This window comes from Marinobacter maritimus, assembly GCF_007671675.1.
Lineage (GTDB): Bacteria > Pseudomonadota > Gammaproteobacteria > Pseudomonadales > Oleiphilaceae > Marinobacter > Marinobacter maritimus.
In genome coordinates this window covers 25,943-47,194 of sequence record NZ_VCGW01000007.1, presented here as the reverse complement: position 1 = coordinate 47,194, position 21,252 = coordinate 25,943, and the positions used below count along the sequence as shown (strand labels likewise).

Annotated in this window: 17 protein-coding genes and 1 tRNA gene; 4 read left to right on the top strand and 14 right to left on the bottom strand. The window is 54.6% G+C overall.

What is annotated here, in order from left to right:
* The first annotated feature begins 151 nt into the window (after positions 1-151).
* Positions 152-1,276, top strand: coding sequence for a GNAT family N-acetyltransferase/peptidase C39 family protein (locus tag FFI90_RS18685; RefSeq protein WP_144780278.1), 1,125 nt, complete (start codon positions 152-154; stop codon positions 1,274-1,276).
* A 7-nt stretch (positions 1,277-1,283) separates the two neighbouring features.
* On the opposite strand, the gene uvrB is transcribed toward FFI90_RS18685, so the two are convergent.
* Entirely contained in the window at positions 1,284-3,344 is a 2,061-nt protein-coding gene (uvrB, locus tag FFI90_RS18680) for an excinuclease ABC subunit UvrB (protein ID WP_144780277.1), read from the bottom strand.
* A 191-nt stretch (positions 3,345-3,535) separates the two neighbouring features.
* Between uvrB and FFI90_RS18675 the strand changes: the two genes are divergently transcribed.
* Together FFI90_RS18675 and FFI90_RS18670 are read left to right on the top strand one after the other, a co-directional pair.
* Positions 3,536-4,720 (top strand): pyridoxal phosphate-dependent aminotransferase, encoded by a 1,185-nt coding sequence (locus FFI90_RS18675; protein WP_144780276.1) that lies wholly within the window; start codon positions 3,536-3,538, stop codon positions 4,718-4,720.
* A 69-nt stretch (positions 4,721-4,789) separates the two neighbouring features.
* Positions 4,790-4,865, top strand: a tRNA-Asn gene (locus FFI90_RS18670).
* Positions 4,866-4,917: 52 nt separating this feature from the next.
* On the opposite strand, the gene FFI90_RS18665 is transcribed toward FFI90_RS18670, so the two are convergent.
* Positions 4,918-6,048 (bottom strand): bifunctional transcriptional activator/DNA repair enzyme AdaA, encoded by a 1,131-nt coding sequence (locus tag FFI90_RS18665; protein WP_144780275.1) that lies wholly within the window; start codon positions 6,046-6,048, stop codon positions 4,918-4,920.
* 226 nt (positions 6,049-6,274) lie between these two features.
* Here FFI90_RS18665 and FFI90_RS18660 point away from each other — a divergent pair, with 226 nt between their 5' ends.
* Complete coding sequence (locus tag FFI90_RS18660) at positions 6,275-6,475, top strand: hypothetical protein (RefSeq protein ID WP_144780274.1); 201 nt, start codon at positions 6,275-6,277, stop codon at positions 6,473-6,475.
* A gap of 214 nt (positions 6,476-6,689) precedes the next feature.
* Here FFI90_RS18660 and pyrF read toward each other — a convergent pair whose 3' ends face one another.
* From pyrF to purU, 12 genes are all read right to left on the bottom strand, one after another.
* Complete coding sequence (pyrF, locus tag FFI90_RS18655) at positions 6,690-7,400, bottom strand: orotidine-5'-phosphate decarboxylase (protein WP_144780273.1); 711 nt, start codon at positions 7,398-7,400, stop codon at positions 6,690-6,692.
* Positions 7,401-7,432: 32 nt separating this feature from the next.
* Complete coding sequence (gene lapB, locus FFI90_RS18650; RefSeq protein WP_144780272.1) at positions 7,433-8,602, bottom strand: lipopolysaccharide assembly protein LapB; 1,170 nt, start codon at positions 8,600-8,602, stop codon at positions 7,433-7,435.
* Positions 8,602-8,904: a LapA family protein gene (locus FFI90_RS18645; protein ID WP_144780271.1), complete on the bottom strand. Its 303-nt coding sequence runs from the start codon at positions 8,902-8,904 to the stop codon at positions 8,602-8,604. The genes lapB and FFI90_RS18645 overlap by 1 nt, the downstream gene beginning before the upstream one ends.
* 69 nt (positions 8,905-8,973) lie before the next feature.
* On the bottom strand, positions 8,974-9,270 hold the full coding sequence (locus FFI90_RS18640; RefSeq protein ID WP_072798035.1) for an integration host factor subunit beta: 297 nt from the start codon (positions 9,268-9,270) through the stop codon (positions 8,974-8,976).
* 132 nt (positions 9,271-9,402) lie between these two features.
* Positions 9,403-11,097 (bottom strand): 30S ribosomal protein S1, encoded by a 1,695-nt coding sequence (gene rpsA / locus FFI90_RS18635; protein WP_144780270.1) that lies wholly within the window; start codon positions 11,095-11,097, stop codon positions 9,403-9,405.
* 130 nt (positions 11,098-11,227) lie between these two features.
* Complete coding sequence (gene cmk / locus FFI90_RS18630; RefSeq protein WP_144780269.1) at positions 11,228-11,908, bottom strand: (d)CMP kinase; 681 nt, start codon at positions 11,906-11,908, stop codon at positions 11,228-11,230.
* Positions 11,908-14,211, bottom strand: a complete 2,304-nt coding sequence (locus FFI90_RS18625) for a bifunctional prephenate dehydrogenase/3-phosphoshikimate 1-carboxyvinyltransferase (RefSeq protein WP_186318021.1) — start codon at positions 14,209-14,211, stop codon at positions 11,908-11,910. Before FFI90_RS18625 ends, cmk begins: the two co-directional genes overlap by 1 nt.
* A complete protein-coding gene (hisC, locus tag FFI90_RS18620; RefSeq protein ID WP_144780268.1) occupies positions 14,168-15,292 on the bottom strand; it encodes a histidinol-phosphate transaminase in 1,125 nt (374 codons plus the stop codon). The genes FFI90_RS18625 and hisC overlap by 44 nt, the downstream gene beginning before the upstream one ends.
* Positions 15,293-15,315: 23 nt before the next feature.
* Positions 15,316-16,413, bottom strand: coding sequence for a prephenate dehydratase (pheA, locus tag FFI90_RS18615; RefSeq protein WP_144780267.1), 1,098 nt, complete (start codon positions 16,411-16,413; stop codon positions 15,316-15,318).
* A gap of 2 nt (positions 16,414-16,415) precedes the next feature.
* On the bottom strand, positions 16,416-17,498 hold the full coding sequence (gene serC / locus FFI90_RS18610) for a 3-phosphoserine/phosphohydroxythreonine transaminase (RefSeq protein ID WP_144780266.1): 1,083 nt from the start codon (positions 17,496-17,498) through the stop codon (positions 16,416-16,418).
* 50 nt (positions 17,499-17,548) lie between these two features.
* Complete coding sequence (gene gyrA / locus FFI90_RS18605; RefSeq protein WP_144780265.1) at positions 17,549-20,206, bottom strand: DNA gyrase subunit A; 2,658 nt, start codon at positions 20,204-20,206, stop codon at positions 17,549-17,551.
* A gap of 126 nt (positions 20,207-20,332) precedes the next feature.
* Positions 20,333-21,187, bottom strand: a complete 855-nt coding sequence (gene purU / locus FFI90_RS18600) for a formyltetrahydrofolate deformylase (RefSeq protein WP_144780264.1) — start codon at positions 21,185-21,187, stop codon at positions 20,333-20,335.
* Positions 21,188-21,252: the final 65 nt, after the last annotated feature.

Here is a 21,252-nt window from a genome sequence, read left to right as displayed (position 1 = left end):
ACGCCGCTGCGGGTGTTGGAACAATCGGCGGATAGTGCGTGCTTTTACGCATAATCCGCTTATATTCGTAATCTCAACTCTCCACCATAATAGCCGCACACGGGTAGCCTGCCAGCATGCCCCAGCCGATATTCTCAAGGCCGCTTTACATATGTCCGATCTGCAACTCCGGCAAGCCACCAGCGATGATCTGAACGCTCTTTTGCAACTTGAGCACCGCTGCTTTAGCGAAGACCGACTTTCCCGTCGCAGCTTCCGACGCTTTCTGGATATGCCCCGGGACAGACTGATTGTGGCTGAGGCCAAAAGTGAGGGTAAGAACGAGTTACTGGGCTACTGTCTGGTGCTGATGAGCGCAGCAACCCGAATGGCACGCATCTATTCCATTGCCGTGCTTCCAACCGCACGTGGACGCGGCATTGGTGAAAAGCTGGTTAAAGCAGCGGAACGTGAGGCGGCAGACGCGGGCCGTATTCTGATGCGCCTGGAGGTTCGGGAAGATAACAGTGGCGCAATAGCACTCTATAAACGCCTGGGCTATCGCCAATTCGGCACTTACCGGGACTATTACGAAGATCACGGTACGGCTCTTCGCTTTGAGCGGCGCATCCTGTTTTACGAGCCGACAAGGGATTTCATCCCTGTGCCCTACTATCCCCAAACGACCGACTTCTCTTGCGGCCCCGCCGCTCTGATTATGGCCATGGCGGCGCTTGACGAGCAGCAATCACTGACCACTCTGGAGGAACTCAAGATCTGGCGGGAAGCGACAACGATCTTCATGCTTGCAGGTCACGGTGGCTGCGGCCCCCACGGTCTTGCGTTGTCCGCCTGGAACCGGGGTTTTGAATCCAGCGCCTGGATCAGTACCGAAGGTCCATTGTTCCGGGACACGGTCCGAAACGACGACAAAAAACGGGTCCTGGAACTGGTGCATGAAGGGTTCTTGCACGACATAGGCAAGACTGGCATAGAGTTACACCACGATCCGCTCACACTTGATGCCATGGAGCAGGCACTGCACGAAGGCCAGATCCCGGTCATTCTGATCAGCACCTGGCAGTTGAACCGGAGCCGAGTGCCCCACTGGGTGACCGTATGCGCCATCGACGACCAGTTTGTATACCTCCACGATCCGGAAATCGACGTGGAGGAGGGAGAAACCGTGGCGGACAAGCAATATCTTCCGGTGGATAAACGGGTGTTCAGCCAGATTTCACGATACGGTCGCAACCAACCGCTTCAGGCCGCAGTGATTGTCGGCCCGAGGCGTTGATATGCACTTAGCCCGTTCGCAGCACGGCTTCTTTAAGACCTGAAATCTCGTCCCGAAGGCGGGCGGCAGCCTCGAAATCCAGATCCGATGCGGCTTTGTACATCTCGTCTTCAAGGCGCGACACTTCTTTAAGCAACTCGCCAGGCGTTCGGCGGCCAACCCGGGCGCGATACTGCTCAGCTTCTTCGGCGGCTTTGTCGCCAGGCCGCGCAGCTTTATTTCGGCCCCGGCCACCGCCGCCTGCGCCTTCCATAATATCCGCAATCTTCTTGTTGAGCCCCTGCGGTGTAATACCATGGGCTTCGTTGTGCTCGGCCTGTTTCGCCCGCCGGCTTTCGGTTACGTCAATGGCGCGCTGCATCGAACCGGTTATCCGGTCGCCATAAAGAATGGCCTTGCCATTAAGGTTCCGCGCAGCACGGCCAATGGTCTGAATCAGTGAGCGCTCGGAACGCAGGAAGCCTTCTTTGTCAGCATCCAGAATGGTGACCAGCGACACCTCGGGCATATCCAGGCCTTCCCGCAACAAGTTGATACCTACCAGCACATCAAATTCACCCCGACGCAGATCGCGGATGATCTCAACCCGCTCAACGGTATCAATATCCGAATGCAGATAGCGCACGCGGATATCGTGCTCCATCAGAAAGTCCGTGAGATCTTCGGCCATGCGCTTGGTGAGCGTGGTCACCAGAACCCTTTCATTGACCTTCACTCGGGCGTGAATTTCGGAAAGCAGATCGTCTATCTGTGTGGACGCAGGACGCACTTCAATGACAGGATCCAACAGGCCGGTTGGCCGCACAACCTGCTCCACCAACTGACCCGCGTGTTCCGCTTCGTAATTCCCGGGCGTAGCTGACACAAAGATCATCTGAGGCGCAATCCGCTCCCATTCATCAAACCGCATGGGGCGGTTATCCAGCGCAGACGGCAGTCGAAAGCCATACTGAACAAGGGTTTCTTTTCTGGAGCGGTCGCCTTTGTACATGGCACCGATCTGCGGGATGGTCACGTGGGATTCGTCCACAATCAGCAGCGCATTCGGTGGTAGGTAATCAAACAGTGTTGGCGGTGCCTCGCCTGGCTGCCGGCCCGAAAGATAGCGGGAATAGTTCTCGATGCCGTTGCAGTAGCCCAGCTCGTTCATCATTTCCATATCGTAGCGGGTGCGCTCTTCCAGCCTCTGTGCTTCCACCAGACGATTGTTATCACGCAGCTGCGGCAAGCGCTCATCAAGCTCTTTCTTTATCTCTTCAACCGCATCCAGCACCGTCTGGCGCGGCGTTACATAGTGGGACTTGGGGTAGATCGTAATTCGGGGCACGCGCCTGAGTACTTCACCGGTGAGCGGATCGAAGTAGCTGAGGTTTTCAACTTCATCATCAAACAACTCAATGCGGACAGCTTCTTTTTCCGACTCCGCGGGGAACACGTCAATCACATCACCGCGCACACGGTAGTTGGCACGGTGAAACTCAATGTCGTTACGGGTGTATTGCAGCTCAGCCAGCCTGCGCAAAATGTACCGCTGATCAATTTTGTCACCCCGATCCAGGTGCAACATCATTTTCAGATAGGACTTTGGGTCACCCAAGCCGTAAATGGCTGACACGGTTGCCACAATGATGGCGTCCGGGCGCTCAAGCAGCGCTTTGGTGGCAGACAACCGCATCTGTTCGATGTGTTCATTAATCGAGGCGTCTTTTTCGATAAAAGTGTCAGACGAAGGAACATAGGCCTCCGGCTGGTAATAATCGTAGTAAGACACGAAGTACTCAACGGAGTTATCCGGGAAAAACTCGCGGAACTCGCCATACAGCTGTGCAGCCAGAGTTTTGTTGTGAGCCATCACAATGGTTGGACGCTGCACGGCTTCGATCACTTTGGCAACGGTAAACGTCTTGCCGGAGCCAGTAACACCGAGCAACGTCTGGTGTGCCAGGCCCGAGTGAATGCCATCCACCAGCCCTGCAATGGCTTTAGGCTGATCACCCGCAGGCTCGAACGGTGAATCAACCGTGAAGACGCCTTCCTTACCTGAACTGCTGGAATCGTTACTGGCCATAATCGGCAGACAACCTCCGCTCACTCAACATGGATATCCTTGCCAGATCCTGCGTTTGCACGACCTGACCACAGAGAGAAATTTATTGTTGCTCCAGCTTCATGGTACCATCAACTGGATCGACGGCTGGGCGAAAGTCAGCCGCCCCGCCGGTCACAGACCTATCAGTCGCAGCTTTAAGGAGCGCAAGTTTGGACCTTCAACTTTCCAGCCGTGTACAGGCAATCAAGCCATCCCCCACCCTCGCGGTAACCAATAAGGCTGCCGAATTGCGCGCAGCAGGCCAGGATATAATCGGGCTTGGTGCGGGCGAGCCGGACTTCGATACTCCGGATCACATCAAACAGGCAGCCATTGAGGCCATAAAGAACGGCCAGACAAAGTACACCGCTGTTGATGGTACGCCGGCCCTGAAGAAAGCGATTATTGCGAAGTTCAAACGGGACAACGGCCTGGAATACGAAGCCAACCAGATACTGGTATCAAGTGGTGGCAAACAGAGCTTTTTCAACCTTGCGCTGGCCACACTTAATGCCGGCGACGAAGCCATTATCCCGGCACCTTACTGGGTATCCTACCCGGATATGGTTCTGGTTGCTGAAGGCAAACCGGTTATCATCGAAACCGGCGCCGAAACACGCTTCAAAATCACTCCGGAGCAGCTGGAAAACGCCATCACCGAGCGCACCCGTCTGTTTGTGATCAATAGCCCGTCCAACCCCAGCGGTATGGCTTACACCCTGGAAGAGCTGCAGGCGATTGGTGAAGTGCTGAAAAAGCACCCGAAAATCATGATCGCCACTGACGACATGTACGAGCCTATTCTCTGGACCGGCAAGCCGTTCTGCAACATCCTGAACGCTACGCCTGAGCTTTACGATCGCACCTTTGTTCTTAATGGTGTGTCCAAGGCCTACTCCATGACTGGCTGGCGTATCGGCTATGCCGCTGGCCCTGCCCGGATCATCGGTTCGATGAAAAAGATCCAGTCCCAAAGCACCTCTAACCCTTGCTCCATCTCCCAGGCTGCTGCACATGCTGCTCTGGATGGCCCGCAGGAATGCGTCGGTGAGATGGTCAAGGCGTTCAAAGAGCGCCACGACTGGCTGGTCGACGCTCTGAACAAGTTGCCAGGCGTTGAATGCCTCAAAGGCGACGGCACCTTTTATGTGTTCCCCAGTTTCCAGGGCGCGATTGATGCCGATTCCAGCGTCAGCAATGATGTTGAGTTTGCAGAAAAGCTTCTTAGCGACGCTGGCGTTGCTCTGGTTCCAGGTTCTGCGTTCGGCAGCCCCGGCCACATGCGTCTGAGTTTTGCGACCAGTATGGATAATCTGGAAAAGGCAATTGAGCGTTTGAAGAAGGCTCTGAGCTAAAAACTTCGGCAAAGGGTTGACGAGGCGGTGGGGTAATCTTAATATACGCGCCTCGTCATATGACGACGTTCCCCGATAGCTCAGTTGGTAGAGCAACGGACTGTTAATCCGTTTGTCGCTGGTTCGAGCCCAGCTCGGGGAGCCATTATTTTAAAACCCGTTAACTCAAAGAGTTAGCGGGTTTTTTCGTTTTATCCCTATGAACCTTGCTTTGACCCTAGCCTGAGCGGTTTGGTGCCTGGCGTAGTGGTGGGGTCAGGTGGGTGCCCCTCGGCACGCGCCCGCTCTAAATCGATCAACGTTTGCTTCCGCTCCAGGCCCCAACGATATCCTCCCAAGCCTCCATCCCCTCGCAAAACCCGATGACAAGGAATTAGCACGCCAATACGGTTTCTGGCACAGGCTGATGCCACAGCACGCACGGCTTTGGGCTTATCAATGCGCTTAGCCACTTCACTGTAACTGAGAACGTCGCCTTCGTGAGTACCCGTTAGAAACGTCCAGACTTTTATCTGAAACGCAGTGCCCCGCATATCAATTGGCAATTCGGGCCGCGGCGCCCCTTCGCTGAGATGTTGATCTAGCGCTTTTATCCAGGCATCAAGTTCCGGTACGTTACATGAGGTAGAAACGAGCAGCTTTGCATTAGGGAACTCGGCTGCCAGCTCGGAAACCAGCGCAGCTTCATCTTTACCAAACTGTGCAAAGCACACGCCTTTGTCCGTTGCCGCCACGGCCAGCAAGCCAAGCGCGGTGACGCGGCACGCGTATGTTATTACTTCACCTGCACCTCCCACACCGTATGCTTTTGGAGGCATTCCTATATTGCGAGTGGCCTCCCCATAGACACGACTGATGGAGCCAAATCCTGACGCAAAAATTGCTTCAGTGACGCCCTTGCCATCCTTGAGTGATTGCTTGAAGCGCCGCATTCTGGCGGCATCCTGATAAGTCTTGGGCGAGATGCCGAATGTTTCTTTGAAAACCCGTTGTAGCCGGGAAGGAGACAACCCTGCCATATCTGCCAGTGTAGAAAGTGTTAGTCGTTCCTCTGCGTTATTATCAATATAACGAGCTATTTTCGTTAGAACGACAACACGTGACGTCTCATCAGTGGCCAGACAGCGCTTGCATGGACGAAAACCTGCCATCACAGCTGTTTCAACGTTGGGGAAGAACCTCAGGTTTTCAGGTTTAGCAGAACGAGAGTGGCAAGATGGCTTGCAACATACGCCTGTGGTGATCACGCCATAGCAGAAATCTCCGTCACGGGACGGGTCTCTTGCAGCAACCGCTGCTTTCATTTCCTGTTCAGTTGGCACCGTCATGGCTTTGCACTCAATCGAAAGTCTATAACGCCATAAGACCCGACCAGGGCTGATACATCCATCCGTTTATTGCTGGGTAATTTTTGATCCAGCTTTTGGAACCTCATCGACTGATCAGTTGGTTACGGTCGTGATAATAAAAATTGGTGCGCAAGAATCAGATGGAATGTAATTCGAAGCCTCACTAATCTGTTTTTGCTGAAAAAACACGAACGAGGAATTCACAATGACACCATCTATAAATATCTCTGAGCGGATAATGCCTGGCACCCTGTCCGTGTTGTGGGGCGGCTCATTCTTCTTCGTTGGCGTTGCTGTGATGATCGGAACGCCAGTTATGGGCGAAGGTGGTAGCACACTTGCACAGGTGGCGATAATGGGTGCTGCACTATCCTATGCATTTGCAGATGTATGGTCGCCGCTCTAGGAGCATGCTGATAAGCCCATTCGTGACAGCAGCTGGCCAGGTTACCGCATCGGCGCTTGTCATGGCCCCAATTGCATTGATTATAGACGGCCCCCTCAATATTGCGGAGACAAGTGCACATGGATGTGCTCGTAGCGGTTTTTGGAAGGGGGATTCCACCGCACCCAGCACCAAGACTCGAAGGCTAGGGCCAGAGTTCAAACCCAAGTCCAAACTAGAAGCCAATCACCTCCGCATTAATAGCCTCCAAAGCAGCCAAAGGGTCTGCAGCCTGGGTAATCGGGCGACCTATAACGAGGTAGTCGGAACCTGCGTTGAGGGCATCGCTGGGAGTCATGATGCGCTGTTGGTCGCCTTTGTCGGCGGTTAAGGGCCGAATACCCGGAGTAACCAGTTTGAAGTCGCTGCCCTGCTCCGTTTTGAGTTTTCGGGCTTCCTGCGCAGAGCAGACCACGCCATCCAGGCCGCAATTTCTGGTTAGCGTGGCGAGGCGTGAAACCTGAGCCTCGGGGGAACCGGTAATGCCAATGCCGGCAAGGTCTTCAGCGCTCATGCTGGTGAGAACCGTGACGGCGATCAGGAGAGGCTTGTCCGTCCCAAAGGTGTCCAGGCGCTCACGGCACGCCAGCATCATCTTCTCGCCACCGGAGGCATGCACGTTCACCATCCAAACGCCCAGGTCTGCAGCCGCAGCCACAGCCGCTGACGTGGTGTTGGGGATGTCGTGAAATTTCAAATCCAGGAACACATCAAAGCCGCGCTTTTGCAAACCCTCAACAAGTTGGGGACCAGAACGGGTAAAGAGCTCTTTACCGACCTTCAGCCGGCACATGGCAGGATCCAGTTTATCTACCAGCTCCAGAGCCGGGTTTGCGGCCGGGAAATCCAGGGCTACGATGATTTTTGGGTCGTTAGAAGTTTGCACGTCGGAGTGTCCTGCAGAATGTCGATAGATGGTTATTCAGCTTCCACGCCCTGGATCGGGCGAACAGTTTCCCATTGCTTGCAACTCGGGCACAGCCAATGGAGTTGCTGCCCAGAGAATCCGCAACTTACACAGCGGTAAACCGGGCGATTGGCAAGGATCAGAAGGCCGATACGGCTGACCAGTCGGCCTTCGTCGGTGGTCATGCCCTTTTCATAGCCTGCCATTTCCACAAGTCGCAGAAGCGCTCGCACGCTGGGGCGAGTTTCGAGCTCCTGGCGCAACAGGTCAGTGGCAGCAGGACGGCCCGAAACGCGCTCAACCGATTCAACCAGCGCCAACAGCAGGCTGGTGCTCGGGTAGGTTTCGTAGAGCTTGCGCAGCTTTTTGACTAGCCGGCCGATATTGCCATGCTCATGCTCCAGCTTCATCAAACGATCAATGGCTTCGGGCCCGAAATCCGGATTCTGATCGAATACCTTGAGCCCCTGGTTACCTGCCTCCCGATAACTGCCCTGCCGGATCAGAATCTTCATCAGAATCAGTGTTGCGCGAACACATGAACGGTCGTAGTCCAGAGCTTCCTTGGCCAGCTTCTGGGCAGCCCAGCGATCATCCTCCCGAAGAGCCTGCTCTGCCAGCTCACAGGTGAGGTAAGCAAGGTCCTTGAACATCGCGGGATCCGCGTCATTTTTGGTCAAGGTGCGGGCTACGTCCGCCGCCTTACCCCACTCTCTCTCCTGTTGGTAAAGCTCGATCAGTTGCTGAGCAGCCTTTCGTCCGTACTCTCGATCACCCATGATCTGCTGCAACAAGGCCTCAGCTCGGTCCAGCAGTCCAGCCCTGAGAAAATCCATGGCTAATTCGAGTGTCACCTGAGGGGAAAATCGTGGAGGCAATTCGGGTCTTGCGAGCAGGTTCTGATGAACCAGTATGGCACGGTCTGTTTCACCCTTGTTCCGGAAGTGGCGACCAATAGAGAGGTGAAGGCTTACCGTCTCTTTGTTAACAGCCAGTGACTGCACAAAGTTATCGACTGCCTGATCGGAATAATTGGTGAACAGAAACTGCAGCCGGTCTTTTACAGACTCTTCGTCTGAAATCTTCGTTCGGGCTCGGGTACCCCCGCCACCCAGTCGGCCAACAAACCAGCCAACGGCGACTGCCATGGTCAACAGCAGCCACTGAAAAACTATGTCCATTAAATAGCCCGGTCGTTCTGGACCTTGGATTTCTCCAATGCCTGCTCTGCGCGATCAAGTCGCTTCTGAAGAGTGCGGCGGGAAACCGACGTACGGACGGTAGCTAGCATGGTCATCAGAACACCAACCAGTGCGCCAATCACGAAAGACATGATAATCCAGACAGCTACACCGTGAGGCTTGGTTTCAAACACCAGAAAATTAAGAGCAACAGCCATCTGATTGTTCAGCGAAAAAACAAGCGCCAGCAATACCAGGACCAATACCAACAGAATCAGTAGGATCTTCTGTAATCCTGCCATAGCTATAGCTCTCCCAAACGCTGATAGGTGCCCGAATTATAGGTGTTTTGCTTCAGAGGTGAAACGCCGTTAAAACCCCTGTTTCAAACTGTCATTCACCTGTTCACGCAGTTCCTTGCCGGGCTTGAAGTGCGGAACGTACTTTGCGGGTAATTGCACAGCTTCGCCAGTTTTCGGGTTCCGGCCAGTGCGGGCCGCCCGATGATGGAGAGAGAAACTGCCAAATCCCCGTATTTCAATTCGTTGCCCGCCAGCTAGCGACTGGGACATATGCTCAATAATTGTTTTTACTGCCAGCTCAACGTCTTTAACCGAGAGCTGTGTTTGTTTTGAGGCAATTAATTCGACCAGTTCTGACTTCGTCATGAGGCACTTTCCTCTTTTCTTTTTTATTCGGCCATTGATTGCCGAATTCCTATTCCCCCAGTTTAGCCAAATCATAAAAAAACACAAAAAAACGGGCTCTTAGAGCCCGTTTTTTTTCATACCAACCGGAGATTAGTCCTTGTTGGCGTTTTGCTGCTGCATTTGTTCCTTGATGAGATCACCAATGGTGGTCGCACCGGAAGCAGTTTCTGCAGTTTTAGTACGCACGCTATCAATGGCCTGCTTGTCGTCTTCTACGTCCTTGGACTTGACAGACAGGTTAATGATGCGGTTTTTGCGATCGATGCTGATAATCTTCGCTTCAACTTCTTCGCCTTCCTTCAGAGCGTTACGCGCATCTTCAACGCGGTCACGGCTGATCTCGGAGGCTTTCAGAATCGCTTCAACTTCGTCGTTCAAAGCAATGGTAGCTGCCTTGGCGTCGATGGCTGAAACAACGCCCTTAACGATGGAGCCTTTGTCGTTCAGCTGAACGAACTCAGCGAACGGATCGCTTTCAAGCTGCTTGATACCCAGGGAGATGCGCTCACGCTCGGGATCTACAGACAGGATAACGGTGTCAACATCGTCGCCCTTCTTGTATTCACGAACCGCTTCTTCGCCTGTCTCGTTCCAGCTGATGTCAGACAAGTGAACCAGGCCATCGATGCCACCGTCCAGACCGATGAAGATACCGAAGTCAGTGATTGACTTGATCTTACCGGAGATACGGTCGCCCTTGTTGAAGTTGCCGGAGAAATCTTCCCATGGGTTGGATACGCACTGCTTGATACCCAGGGAGATACGACGACGCTCTTCGTCGATGTCCAGAATCATCACGCCCACTTCATCGCCAACCTGGACGACTTTAGACGGGTGGATGTTCTTGTTGGTCCAATCCATTTCAGATACGTGAACCAGACCTTCAACGCCTTCTTCCAGCTCAGCAAAGCAGCCGTAATCGGTCAGATTGGTTACACGTGCAGTAACCTTGGTACCTTCCGGATAGCGACCTTTGATATCAACCCAGGGATCTTCACCCAGTTGCTTGAGGCCCAGAGATACACGGTTACGCTCACGGTCAAACTTCAGGACCTTGACGTTGATTTCATCGCCAACGTTCACGATTTCGCTCGGATGCTTGATACGCTTCCAGGCCATATCAGTAATGTGCAGCAGGCCGTCAACACCACCCAGATCTACGAACGCGCCGTAGTCGGTCAGGTTCTTGACGATACCCTTGATTTCCAGACCTTCGGTCAGGGTTTCAAGCAGAGCTTCGCGCTCGGCGCTGTTTTCAGCTTCCAGAACGGCGCGGCGAGAAACAACCACGTTGTTGCGCTTCTGGTCCAGCTTGATAACCTTGAATTCGAGCTCTTTGTTCTCCAGGTGCGCGGTGTCGCGAACCGGACGAACGTCTACCAGGGAACCCGGCAGGAAGGCACGAATACCAGCCAGATCAACGGTGAAACCACCTTTGACCTTGCCATTGATAATACCTTTGACCACTTCTTCCGCTTCGAAGGACTTCTCGAGTACCTTCCAGGATTCAGCGCGCTTGGCCTTTTCACGGGAAAGACGGGTTTCACCGAAACCATCTTCCACTGCATCCAGTGCTACGTCGACAACGTCGCCAATAGCTACTTCCAACTCGCCTTTTTCGTTCAGGAACTGGGAGGCGGGGATAACGCCTTCGGACTTCAGCCCGGCGTTAACTGTGACCCAGTCGCTATCGACATCTACTACGGTTCCCTGGACGATGGAACCTGGTTTCATGTCAATTTCTTTTAGGCTTTCTTCAAAAAGATCCGCAAAGCTCTCGCTCATTATGAGTCCTATAGGTTCAATGCAAGTATGCTCCGTGTCACCAGCAACACGGTCTGTTAATAAGTTCCGGAATCAGCCAGCGGCTGGCAGATTTCACTGTTTCCGGCATTTCAACGACAAAAAGGTGTAGTCAGGCCTGGCCTACTGCGGCCATACACCTGTCTAGCACCTCTTGTATACTCAAACCTGTAGAATCAATGACTTGCGCATCATCTGCGGGCTTGAGAGGGGCTGCGGAACGGTTCATATCCCGTTCATCACGGACCCGTATCTCCTCTAAAAGGGCGTCAATACTAACATCGACACCCGCAGCCTTCAACTGGCTGAAACGTCGGCGGGCACGCTCTTCAGCGCTGGCTGTCAGAAAAATTTTGACCGGGGCATTCGGAAACACCACGGTGCCCATATCCCGACCGTCTGCGACCAGGCCCGGCGGCTGCTGGAAGTCCCGCTGGCGCTGCAGGAGCGCATCACGGACCGGCTGCATGACCGCGATACGCGATGCATTGTTGCCACAGGTTTCCGTACGGATTTCAGAGGTGACATCCTCCCCTGCCAGAATAACTTTTGCGGGCTCGCCTTCCGGTGTTGGCTTGAACGCAACATCCAGAGACGCGGCCACCTTTATCAGTGCCGCCTCATCATCGAGCGATACGCTTTGGCGCGTTGCCGCAAGCGCTGTCAGCCGGTAAAGTGCGCCGCTGTCGAGCAGGTGCCAGCCCAGCTTCCTGGCCAGCATCTGAGTGACCGTACCCTTACCGGAACCACCCGGGCCGTCAACTGCGATGACTGGTGCATGCCCTTCCGACATCAATGTACTCCCTGTTCAGCGGCCCTTGCGGCCCCCTCGGCTGCGATGTTGATACCGGTTTTTTTCGCCAGTTCCACAAAGCCCGGGAAAGACGTCGCCACGTTCGCGCAATCGTCTATTTCAATCTCACCGGTCGCCCGCAGCGAGGCAACAGCAAAGGACATGGCAATACGATGGTCTCCATGACTGTGAACGGAGCCGCCTTTGATCGTCTGGCCACCTTCAATAACAATGCCGTCCGCCGTTACCGTTGTAACAACACCCAGCGCTGCAAGGCCATCGGCCATCACCTGAATGCGATCACTTTCTTTTACCCGCAACTCCTCGGCACCGGTCAGTACCGTGCGACCGGTGGCACAAGTGGCAGCAATGAACAGAGCCGGAAATTCATCAATGGCCAAAGGCACCTGGTCTTCCGGAATATCTATGCCTTTGAGCTCAGCGGAACGAACGCGCAGGTCGGCAACGGGTTCGCCGCCGATTTCCCGTTCGTCCATCACTTCAATATTTGCGCCCATCTGCTGCAGAATATTGATCACGCCCACCCTTGTCGGGTTCATGCCCACGTGGCGTAAGACAAGGTCAGACCCCGGAGCAATACTGGCCGCAACCAGAAAAAAAGCGGCCGATGAGATATCTGCAGGTACATCAATAGCAGTAGCCGTCAGCTTGCCGCCACCGTGAACCTTGGCAGTCGGGCCATGACGTTCTACTTTATAGCCAAAACCGGTTAGCATACGCTCAGTGTGATCCCGCGTTGGCGCTGGCTCGGTAACGGACGTAGTGCCTTCAGCATAGAGGCCGGCAAGCAACAGACAGGATTTTACCTGGGCGCTGGCAACCGGCATATCGTAATGGATGCCGGTAAGCTTTTTGTCTTTACTGCCCCTGATTTTCAGAGGCGGACGACCGCCCTCAGCCGTGTCGATAACAGCACCCATTGATCGCAGTGGATCCGCAACACGGTTCATCGGCCGTACTGAAAGACTGGCATCGCCGGTAAGCTCGGATTCAAAAGGCTGCGCAGCCAACAGGCCTGCGAACAATCGCATACCCGTACCGGAATTGCCTAGATAGATAGGGCCTCGCGGGGCCTGCAGGCCATGCATTCCAACACCATGAATGCGCACAAAGCCTTCGGTCGGCCCTTCAATCGCAACACCCATATCGCGAAACGCCTGAAGCGTTGCCAGGCTGTCCTCACCTTCAAGAAAGCCCTTTACGTCGGTTACGCCCTCAGCCAGAGCTCCGAGCATGATTGAGCGATGGGACATGGACTTGTCCCCGGGGACTCGTATATCACCGGTCACTGTGCCACCGGGCTGAAGACGGAACGTCACTTGATTTTCACTGTTTTTTGTCACGTAGGCCTGTCCTGAAAGCATTTTGGAAAAATGTTCGCGCGCCGCCTTGGCGCGACTGAATACGCTCAACAGCGTGGCACCATCCTGGTCAGCGATGGCAGTGCGCAACTGATCCAGATCGTGAGTGAAATGGTCAATCACCCGGAGAACGGCGTCACGGTTGGAAAGAAAAATATCGTGCCACATCACCGGATCGCTCGCGGCAATCCGGGTAAAATCGCGGAACCCGCCGGCAGCGTACCGGAAAATATCCATATTCTCGTCTTCTCCCGCCAGTGTATCGACCAGTGAAAAGGCAATCAGGTGCGGTAAATGACTGGTCGCAGCCAGAACTTCATCGTGATACGCAACCGACATGGTGAGCACGGTAGCACCGCACCCCTCCCATAACGCCCGGAGCCTGTCCAGATGAAAACGACTGACATTCTCAGGCGGTGTCAGTATGACTTTGTGGTTGGCGAACAAGTTCGGGTTAGCCGCGCGAATACCGCTTCTCTCAGACCCCGCAATGGGATGCCCGGGAATAATACGGGGCAGAAATTCCCCGAACACCGCTTCAACATCCTTTACAAAGCCCGATTTGGTACTGCCTACGTCGGTCAGAATCGCGCCTGCAGCAAGATGCGGGCGTATTTCTTCCAGCACCTTACGGGTCGCCTTTACCGGCACGGCCAGCACAACAAGATCTGAGCCCTGAACGGCCTCTGCGACCGTTTCTGCAATGGTATCAATCACTCCCAGTGACTGGCCCAGCAAAAGATCTTCTTTACGTTGATCCGCGCCAACGACTTCCCCTGCCAGACCGTTTTTGCGAATGGCGCCAGCCAGTGAGCCACCTATCAGGCCCAGACCGATTACAGCAACACGCTGGAAGAGCCGCTCGCCAGACGACACCTCAGGCTCCCTGCCCTGCGGCTGCCAACGCTTTTGAGAGCGCATCGATAAAATGTTCATTTTGAGCAGGCAAGCCCACTGACACCCGAAGGTGCTCAGGCATGCCGTAACCCGCGATGGGGCGCACAATAACACCGTGGGCCAGCAAAGCCTGATAGACGCCCATGGCTTGCGGACCGACTTCAACCGCTACAAAGTTTCCTGATGACGGAATATACCTGAGGCCCATCTGATCAAAAGCCTCTTCCAGCTGCTTTAAGCCGGTGCTGTTGGTTTCGCGGGAGCGCTGCAGATACTCTTCGTCGTCCAGCACCGCCGTAGCCGCTGCAAGCGCAACGGAGCTGACGTTAAAGGGCTGGCGGACACGGTTCAGAATGTCAGCAATGGCCGGTGAGCTGACACTGTAGCCGACGCGCAAGGCCGCAAGACCCCAAGCCTTGGAAAAGGTGCGACACACAATCAGATTCGGGAAGCGGGATAACAGCTCAACGCCGTCGGGATCCTTCTCACCGGTCATGTACTCACAGTAGGCCTCATCAAGAACCACCAGCACACCCTCGGGAACCTTGCCCAGAAACGCTTCAATGGCGCCTGCATCGTGCACGGTTCCCGTAGGATTGTTCGGGTTGGCTACAAAGATCAGTCGCGTGCGTTCGGTCACTGCCGCCGCCATGGCATCCAGATCGTGGCCCCAGTCTTTAGCCGGTACGGCAACCGCTTTGGCACCAATAGCTTGAGTAACAATTGGATAAACGGCAAACGCATACTGGGAAAACACAACCTCGGAACGGGTATCCGCAAAGCAACGTGCAATTACTTCGAGCACATCGTTTGAACCGTTTCCAAGTGTGATCTGGTCGGCGCCAACGCCCAGACGCCCAGACAGCTTCTGTTTCAGGTCAAACCCGTTGCCGTCGGGATAAAGGCAGAGGTCAGTCAATTCGTTTTGGGCAGCAGCGATCGCTTTCTTGCTGGGGCCCAAGGGGTTTTCATTACTGGCAAGCTTGATAATGTCTGCCGGATTCAGACCCAGCTCACGGGCCAGCTCACTGATTGGCTTGCCAGGCTGATAGGGAGACAAAGCCTGAACGCCTGTTACCGCAAGGCTCTGATAGTCAATGGCCATATACCCTCCTCAACTGGCTGATACTAAAGAACACCGATGGGGTAGGAGCCCAAACGCTTGAGCTCAACAGCTTCTTCATCCACTTCGGCGAGCACTTTGTGCGCCTGCTCGTCGTCCATGTGCCCTTCAAAATCTATGTAGAACACATAGGCCCAGGTGCCACTGGGCGAAGGCCGGGTTTCAATCCGGGTAAGGCTGATCCCATGGCTATGGAACGGCTCCAGCAACTGATACAGCGCGCCAGGCTTGTTTCTCATGGAGACAAGTATCGACGATTTGTCATGTCCGCTGGCTGGCACTTCTTCCCGGCCGATAATCAGGAACCGGGTGGTGTTGTCGGGTCGGTCTTCAATGCTATTCGCCAGTTTCTCCAGACCATACAGCTCGGCGGCCATATCACCGGCAATCGCAGCGGCACCTGGCTCCTTGGCCGCGCGACGTGCCGCTTCGGCATTACTGGAAACCGTTACTCGCTCAATACCATAGCGATGGGTATCCAGCCACTGACGGCACTGGGCGAACGACTGCTGGTGCGAGTAGATGCGGGTTATCTCCTGGTCCCGGAACTCCGGTGACACCAGAAGGTGGTGGTGAATTCTCAGCTGCACTTCACCGCAGATTTTCAGCGGAGATGACATGAACATATCAAGCGTGTGATTGATCATGCCTTCGGTGGAATTCTCAACCGGCACCACACCGTAGTGCGCGGCGCCGGATTCCACTTCTCGGAAAACTGCATCAATTGCCGGCAAAGGCACGCTGACAACAGAATGTCCGAAATGCTTGAGGGCTGCCGCCTGGGTAAAGGTGCCGATAGGCCCCAGAAAGGCAATGTGCATGGGCTTTTCCAGAGCCAGGCAAGCCGACATGATCTCGCGAAACAGTCGCGCCATCTCTTCGCCGGGCAGAGGGCCTGGATTGGCCTCCTTGATGCGACGCAAGACCTGCGCTTCCCGCTCAGGACGGTAGAAAAACACATCCTGCCCGGGGTTCGCGGCCATTTTCACATGGGCCACTTCCTGAGCGCATTTGGCGCGGGCACTGATCAACTCCATGATCTTCTGATCAAGATTATCTATTTCTACTCGAAGTTCTCCGAGACGGACTTGCTCATCACTCATGATCAGCCCCGCTCTCTGGCAAATTCTGTCATGTACTGAATCAGCGCATCCACGCCTGCCTCGGGCATGGCGTTATAGATGCTTGCGCGCATGCCTCCTACCGAGCGGTGACCAGCCAGGTTCAGCAAGTTCCGCACATTGGCGCCCTCGAGGAATGCACTGTTCAGGGCATCATCCCTCAGGGTAAAGGGGACGTTCATCCAGGATCGGAAGCGTGGTTCAATTGGATTGGCGTAAAATTCATTGGTATCAATGAAGTCGTACAGTTTTTTCGCCTTCCGCTGATTCGTCTCGCCCATTGCCTTAACGCCACCCTGGGCTTTAAGCCACTTGAACACCAGGCCCGCGAGGTACCAGGAGTAGGTTGCTGGCGTGTTGTACATGGAGCCGTTATCGGCAATCACCTGATAATTCATCATGGTCGGCGTTTCTTTGCGGGCTTTGCCCAGAAGGTCTTTCCGGATGATGACCACAACCAGCCCGGAAGGGCCGATATTTTTCTGTGCGCCGGCGTAGATAAGGCCGAACTTCGAGACATCCACCGGGCGCGAAAGCATGTTAGAAGACATATCCGCTACCAGGGGAACACCTGCGCTGTCCGGAACAAAATCGAATTCCAGGCCGCCGATGGTTTCGTTCGGCGTGTAATGCAGGTATGCCGCATCAGTACGGGTCTGCCACGAAGCCTGGTCCGGAATGCTGGCGAAGCCGTTACCTTCCGAGCTGGCGACCACGTTCACATTGCCGTAGCGTCTCGCCTCAGCAATGGCCTTCGTCGACCAGATTCCTGTGTTCACATAATCCGCAGACGCTTTGTCGCCAAGCAGGTTCAAAGGGATGGTGGAGAACTGGCTGGACGCCCCACCCTGCATGAAGAGAACGGCGTAATCGTCTGATACTCCAGCCAATTCACGAACATCCTGCTCAGCAGTTTCGGCAATTTCCACAAACGCATCGCTGCGATGGCTCATTTCCATCACCGACATACCCGTGCCACGCCAGTCCAGCATTTCATCCCGTGCCTGTGCCAGCACACTTTCCGGCAAGGTTGCCGGACCTGCACAAAAGTTATACGCCCTGCTCATGATCCTGTGGTCTCTCACGTCTTGCGGATTCTGTGTTCGGCAATGCTGGCTTATTCCTCGCCAGCATCCTGTTCCGGACTGTTGTTTGGGCTTTCGTCTGTCGAAGCGTCTTGGCCCTCAATATCAGTACCTTCTACCTCAGTACCTTCGATACCTACACTATCGATGTCATCTTCGTCGGTTTCGGCAATCCGCTCTACACCTACCAGGCGCTCGTCTTCCTGGCTCAACCTGATCAACCGCACGCCCTGGGTGTTCCGGCTGAGAATCGATACTTCATCCGTGCGGGTACGAACCAGCGTGCCCTTGTCGGAAATCAGCATCATTTCATCGCCGTCGAACAGCTGCAGCGCAGTTACCAGGTTGCCGTTACGATCTGAGCACTGCATGGCGATAACGCCCTGACTGCCGCGGCTGTAAGTCGGGAATTCATCAATCGCCGTGCGCTTTCCGTAACCGTTCTCACTGGCGGTCAGAATAACGCCGCCTTCCTGAGGAATGATCAGGGAGACCACCTGGTGGCCTTCCGGCATTCTGATACCACGTACGCCACGTGCTGTCCGGCTTAACGGGCGAACGGCTTCTTCATTAAAACGAACCGCTTTGCCAGCTGTGGAGAACAGCATGATTTCAGCATCGCCTTCGGTTATCGCAGCGCCAATCAATGTATCGCCTTCGTCCAGAGACAAAGCAATCAGGCCACTGCTGCGTGGGCGAGAGAAGTTTGGCAAGCGTGTTTTCTTGACGACGCCCGCAGACGTTGCCATCAGAACAAACTGGTTTTCCGGATAATCCCGCACGGGAAGGAAGGTAGTGATGCGTTCACCTTCATCCAGCGGCAGAATATTCACCATCGGCCGGCCACGGGATGCGCGGCTGGCACGGGGAATCTCGAATACACGCAACCAGTAAACCTTGCCCCGGTTGGAGAAGCACAGAATGGTGTCGTGGGAGTTGGCGACCAACAGCTTCTCAACGAAATCTTCGTCTTTCATAGAAGTCGCGGCTTTACCACGGCCACCACGGCGCTGGGCCTGATAGTCTTCTACTGCCTGGGTCTTCGCATAACCACTGTGGGAAATGGTGACAACCAGTTCTTCTTCATCAATCAGATCGGCAATCGTCAGATCGCGCTGGGAGCTGGTGATTTCCGTGCGACGCTCGTCACCGAACTCTTCGACCACGGCTTGCAGCTCTTCACGGATAACCTGCATCAGGCGATCCGGATCACCCAGAATTTCCAGCAGACCGGCAATCTTCTCGAGAATATCCTTGTACTCGTTCTGGAGCTTTTCAGTTTCCAGACCGGTCAGGCGGTGCAGACGCATGTCCAGGATAGCCTGGGTCTGCTCCGGAGACATGAAGTACAGGCCATCGCGCAGGCCGTAGATCTCCGGCAGGTCGTCCGGGCGGCAGGCGTCTTCGCCAGCACGCTCGAGCATCGCCATCACGTTACCGGGCGCCCAGCCCTTGGCCATCAGCTTTTCTTTGGCTTCCAGAGAACTCGGGGAAGCCTTGATCAGCTCGATCATTTCATCGATGTTGGCCAGCGCAACCGTCAGGCCTTCAAGAATATGGCCACGTTCGCGGGCTTTGCGCAGCTCAAAGATGGTGCGGCGGGTCACCACTTCACGGCGATGACGCACAAACGCGTCCAGCATTTCCTTGAGGTTAAGGATTCTCGGCTCGCCGTCGATCAGCGCAACCATATTGATACCGAATACCGTCTGCAACTGGGTATGGGTAAACAGGTTGTTAACAACAACTTCCGGGTTTTCGCCGCGGCGCAGCTCTATGAAAACCCGAATACCTTCTTTGTTGGACTCGTCCCGCAGCTCGGTGATGCCTTCCAGGCGCTTCTCTTTCACCAGCTCGGCGATCTTTTCGATCAGACGGGCCTTGTTAAGCTGATACGGCAATTCTGTGATGATGATGGCATCACGATTGGTCTTCTTATCGTGCTCGATTTCGTGACGAGCGCGAATGTAGATACGCCCGCGACCGGTACGATAAGCCTCAACAATGCCGGCACGGCCATTGATGATGCCTTCGGTCGGAAAGTCCGGCCCCGGGATGAACTCCATCAGTTCATCACAGGTAAGATCGGGATTATCAATCAGTGCCAGGCACCCATTAACCACTTCGGTCAGGTTATGGGGCGGAATGTTGGTCGCCATGCCCACGGCAATACCGGAAGAGCCGTTCACCAGCAGGTTGGGCACCCGGGTAGGCATAACCTCAGGAATTCGCTCTGTGCCGTCGTAGTTATCGACAAAATCCACGGTCTCTTTATCAAGATCCGCCAACAGGGAGTGTGCAATTTTCTCCATGCGGATTTCGGTATAACGCATGGCTGCCGCGTTATCGCCGTCGATAGAACCGAAGTTGCCCTGACCGTTTACCAGCGGATAACGCAGGGAGAACGGCTGAGCCATACGAACGATGGTGTCATAAACAGCAGAGTCACCGTGCGGGTGATATTTACCAATAACATCACCCACCACACGGGCGGACTTCTTGTAGGCCTTGTTCCAGTCGTTATTCAGTTCGGACATGGCGAACAGAACGCGACGGTGAACCGGCTTGAGGCCATCCCGCACGTCCGGAAGCGCCCGCCCGACGATCACGCTCATGGCGTAATCCAGGTAGGACTGCTTCAGTTCATCTTCAATATTGACCGGCAGGATCTCTTTGGCTAATTCACCCATCGAGCAAGGTTCCTTTGCGTTATCTGGAAGTCGTTTCAGGGCCGCTTCCCGGCCCCGTAGTTATTCTTTAATAAGCCGCCGATTCTACCACAGTCGCACCCCTTCAGGGGCATCTGTGAGGCAGCCTTAATCAAATACTACCGTCTTGTTTTCATGGGTGATCACGCGATCCTCAATATGAGAGCGCAATCCCCGGGCAAGAACGTTTTTTTCTACATCCTTACCAAGGCGCACCATGTCTTCGATGGTGTCACTGTGCGTGATGCGGATAACGTCCTGCTCAATAATCGGCCCTTCATCAAGATCCTGGGTCACGTAATGACAGGTAGCACCGATCAGCTTCACGCCACGGCCGTATGCCTGGTGGTAGGGCCTCGCGCCTGCAAAAGATGGCAGGAAGCTGTGATGAATATTGATCACCTTGCCTGAGTACTTTGCACAAAGCTCGGCAGGCAAAATCTGCATGTAGCGTGCAAGCACCACCACATCGGCTTCATAACTCTGAAAAAGCTCGTCTATGTGGGCAAACGCCTCATCACGGTTAGCCTTGCTCACCGGAATATGATGGTATGGAATGTCATGCCACTCCACCATACGGCGCAAATCATCGTGGTTGGAGATAACCGCGACGATTTCAGCGTTGATTTCGTTGCTGTGCCAGCGGTAAAGGAGGTCGGCCACACAGTGGGACTCCTTGCTGCACATCAGGATCACTTTTTTGGGCTGGGCCGAGTCGGCGATATGCCAGTGCATATCGAATTCCCGGGCAATCGGCGCAAACGCGGCGCGAAACTGTTCAAGACCAAACGGGATAGACTCGGCCTTGATTTCGTGGCGCATGAAAAACCAGCCACTATGAGTATCCGAGTGGTGGCTGGCTTCGGTTATCCAGCCGTTGTAGGTAGACAGAAAATTACTCACCTTGGCGACAATTCCCACCCCATCCGGGCAGGAAATCACAAGACGGTAGGTATGCTCCATGAAAGCCTTTCCTTAACTGACAAACGGGAAAGCAGGTACGCCGGAAACCATTGCCGGAAGCGGCA

What these genes read in the sequence shown, in the direction of transcription:
- FFI90_RS18625 (WP_186318021.1), bottom strand. Translation starts at nt 14,211, where the DNA reads ATGCGCTCTCAAAAGCGTTGGCAGCCGCAGGGCAGGGAGCCTGAGGTG.
- FFI90_RS18640 (WP_072798035.1), bottom strand. Translation starts at nt 9,270, where the DNA reads ATGACGAAGTCAGAACTGGTCGAATTAATTGCCTCAAAACAAACACAG.
- hisC (WP_144780268.1), bottom strand. Translation starts at nt 15,292, where the DNA reads ATGGCCATTGACTATCAGAGCCTTGCGGTAACAGGCGTTCAGGCTTTG.
- FFI90_RS18685 (WP_144780278.1), top strand. Translation starts at nt 152, where the DNA reads ATGTCCGATCTGCAACTCCGGCAAGCCACCAGCGATGATCTGAACGCT.
- FFI90_RS18660 (WP_144780274.1), top strand. Translation starts at nt 6,275, where the DNA reads ATGACACCATCTATAAATATCTCTGAGCGGATAATGCCTGGCACCCTG.
- uvrB (WP_144780277.1), bottom strand. Translation starts at nt 3,344, where the DNA reads ATGGCCAGTAACGATTCCAGCAGTTCAGGTAAGGAAGGCGTCTTCACG.
- FFI90_RS18665 (WP_144780275.1), bottom strand. Translation starts at nt 6,048, where the DNA reads ATGACGGTGCCAACTGAACAGGAAATGAAAGCAGCGGTTGCTGCAAGA.
- cmk (WP_144780269.1), bottom strand. Translation starts at nt 11,908, where the DNA reads ATGTCGGAAGGGCATGCACCAGTCATCGCAGTTGACGGCCCGGGTGGT.
- pheA (WP_144780267.1), bottom strand. Translation starts at nt 16,413, where the DNA reads ATGAGTGATGAGCAAGTCCGTCTCGGAGAACTTCGAGTAGAAATAGAT.
- purU (WP_144780264.1), bottom strand. Translation starts at nt 21,187, where the DNA reads ATGGAGCATACCTACCGTCTTGTGATTTCCTGCCCGGATGGGGTGGGA.
- lapB (WP_144780272.1), bottom strand. Translation starts at nt 8,602, where the DNA reads ATGGACATAGTTTTTCAGTGGCTGCTGTTGACCATGGCAGTCGCCGTT.
- serC (WP_144780266.1), bottom strand. Translation starts at nt 17,498, where the DNA reads ATGAGCAGGGCGTATAACTTTTGTGCAGGTCCGGCAACCTTGCCGGAA.
- FFI90_RS18645 (WP_144780271.1), bottom strand. Translation starts at nt 8,904, where the DNA reads ATGGCAGGATTACAGAAGATCCTACTGATTCTGTTGGTATTGGTCCTG.
- gyrA (WP_144780265.1), bottom strand. Translation starts at nt 20,206, where the DNA reads ATGGGTGAATTAGCCAAAGAGATCCTGCCGGTCAATATTGAAGATGAA.
- rpsA (WP_144780270.1), bottom strand. Translation starts at nt 11,097, where the DNA reads ATGAGCGAGAGCTTTGCGGATCTTTTTGAAGAAAGCCTAAAAGAAATT.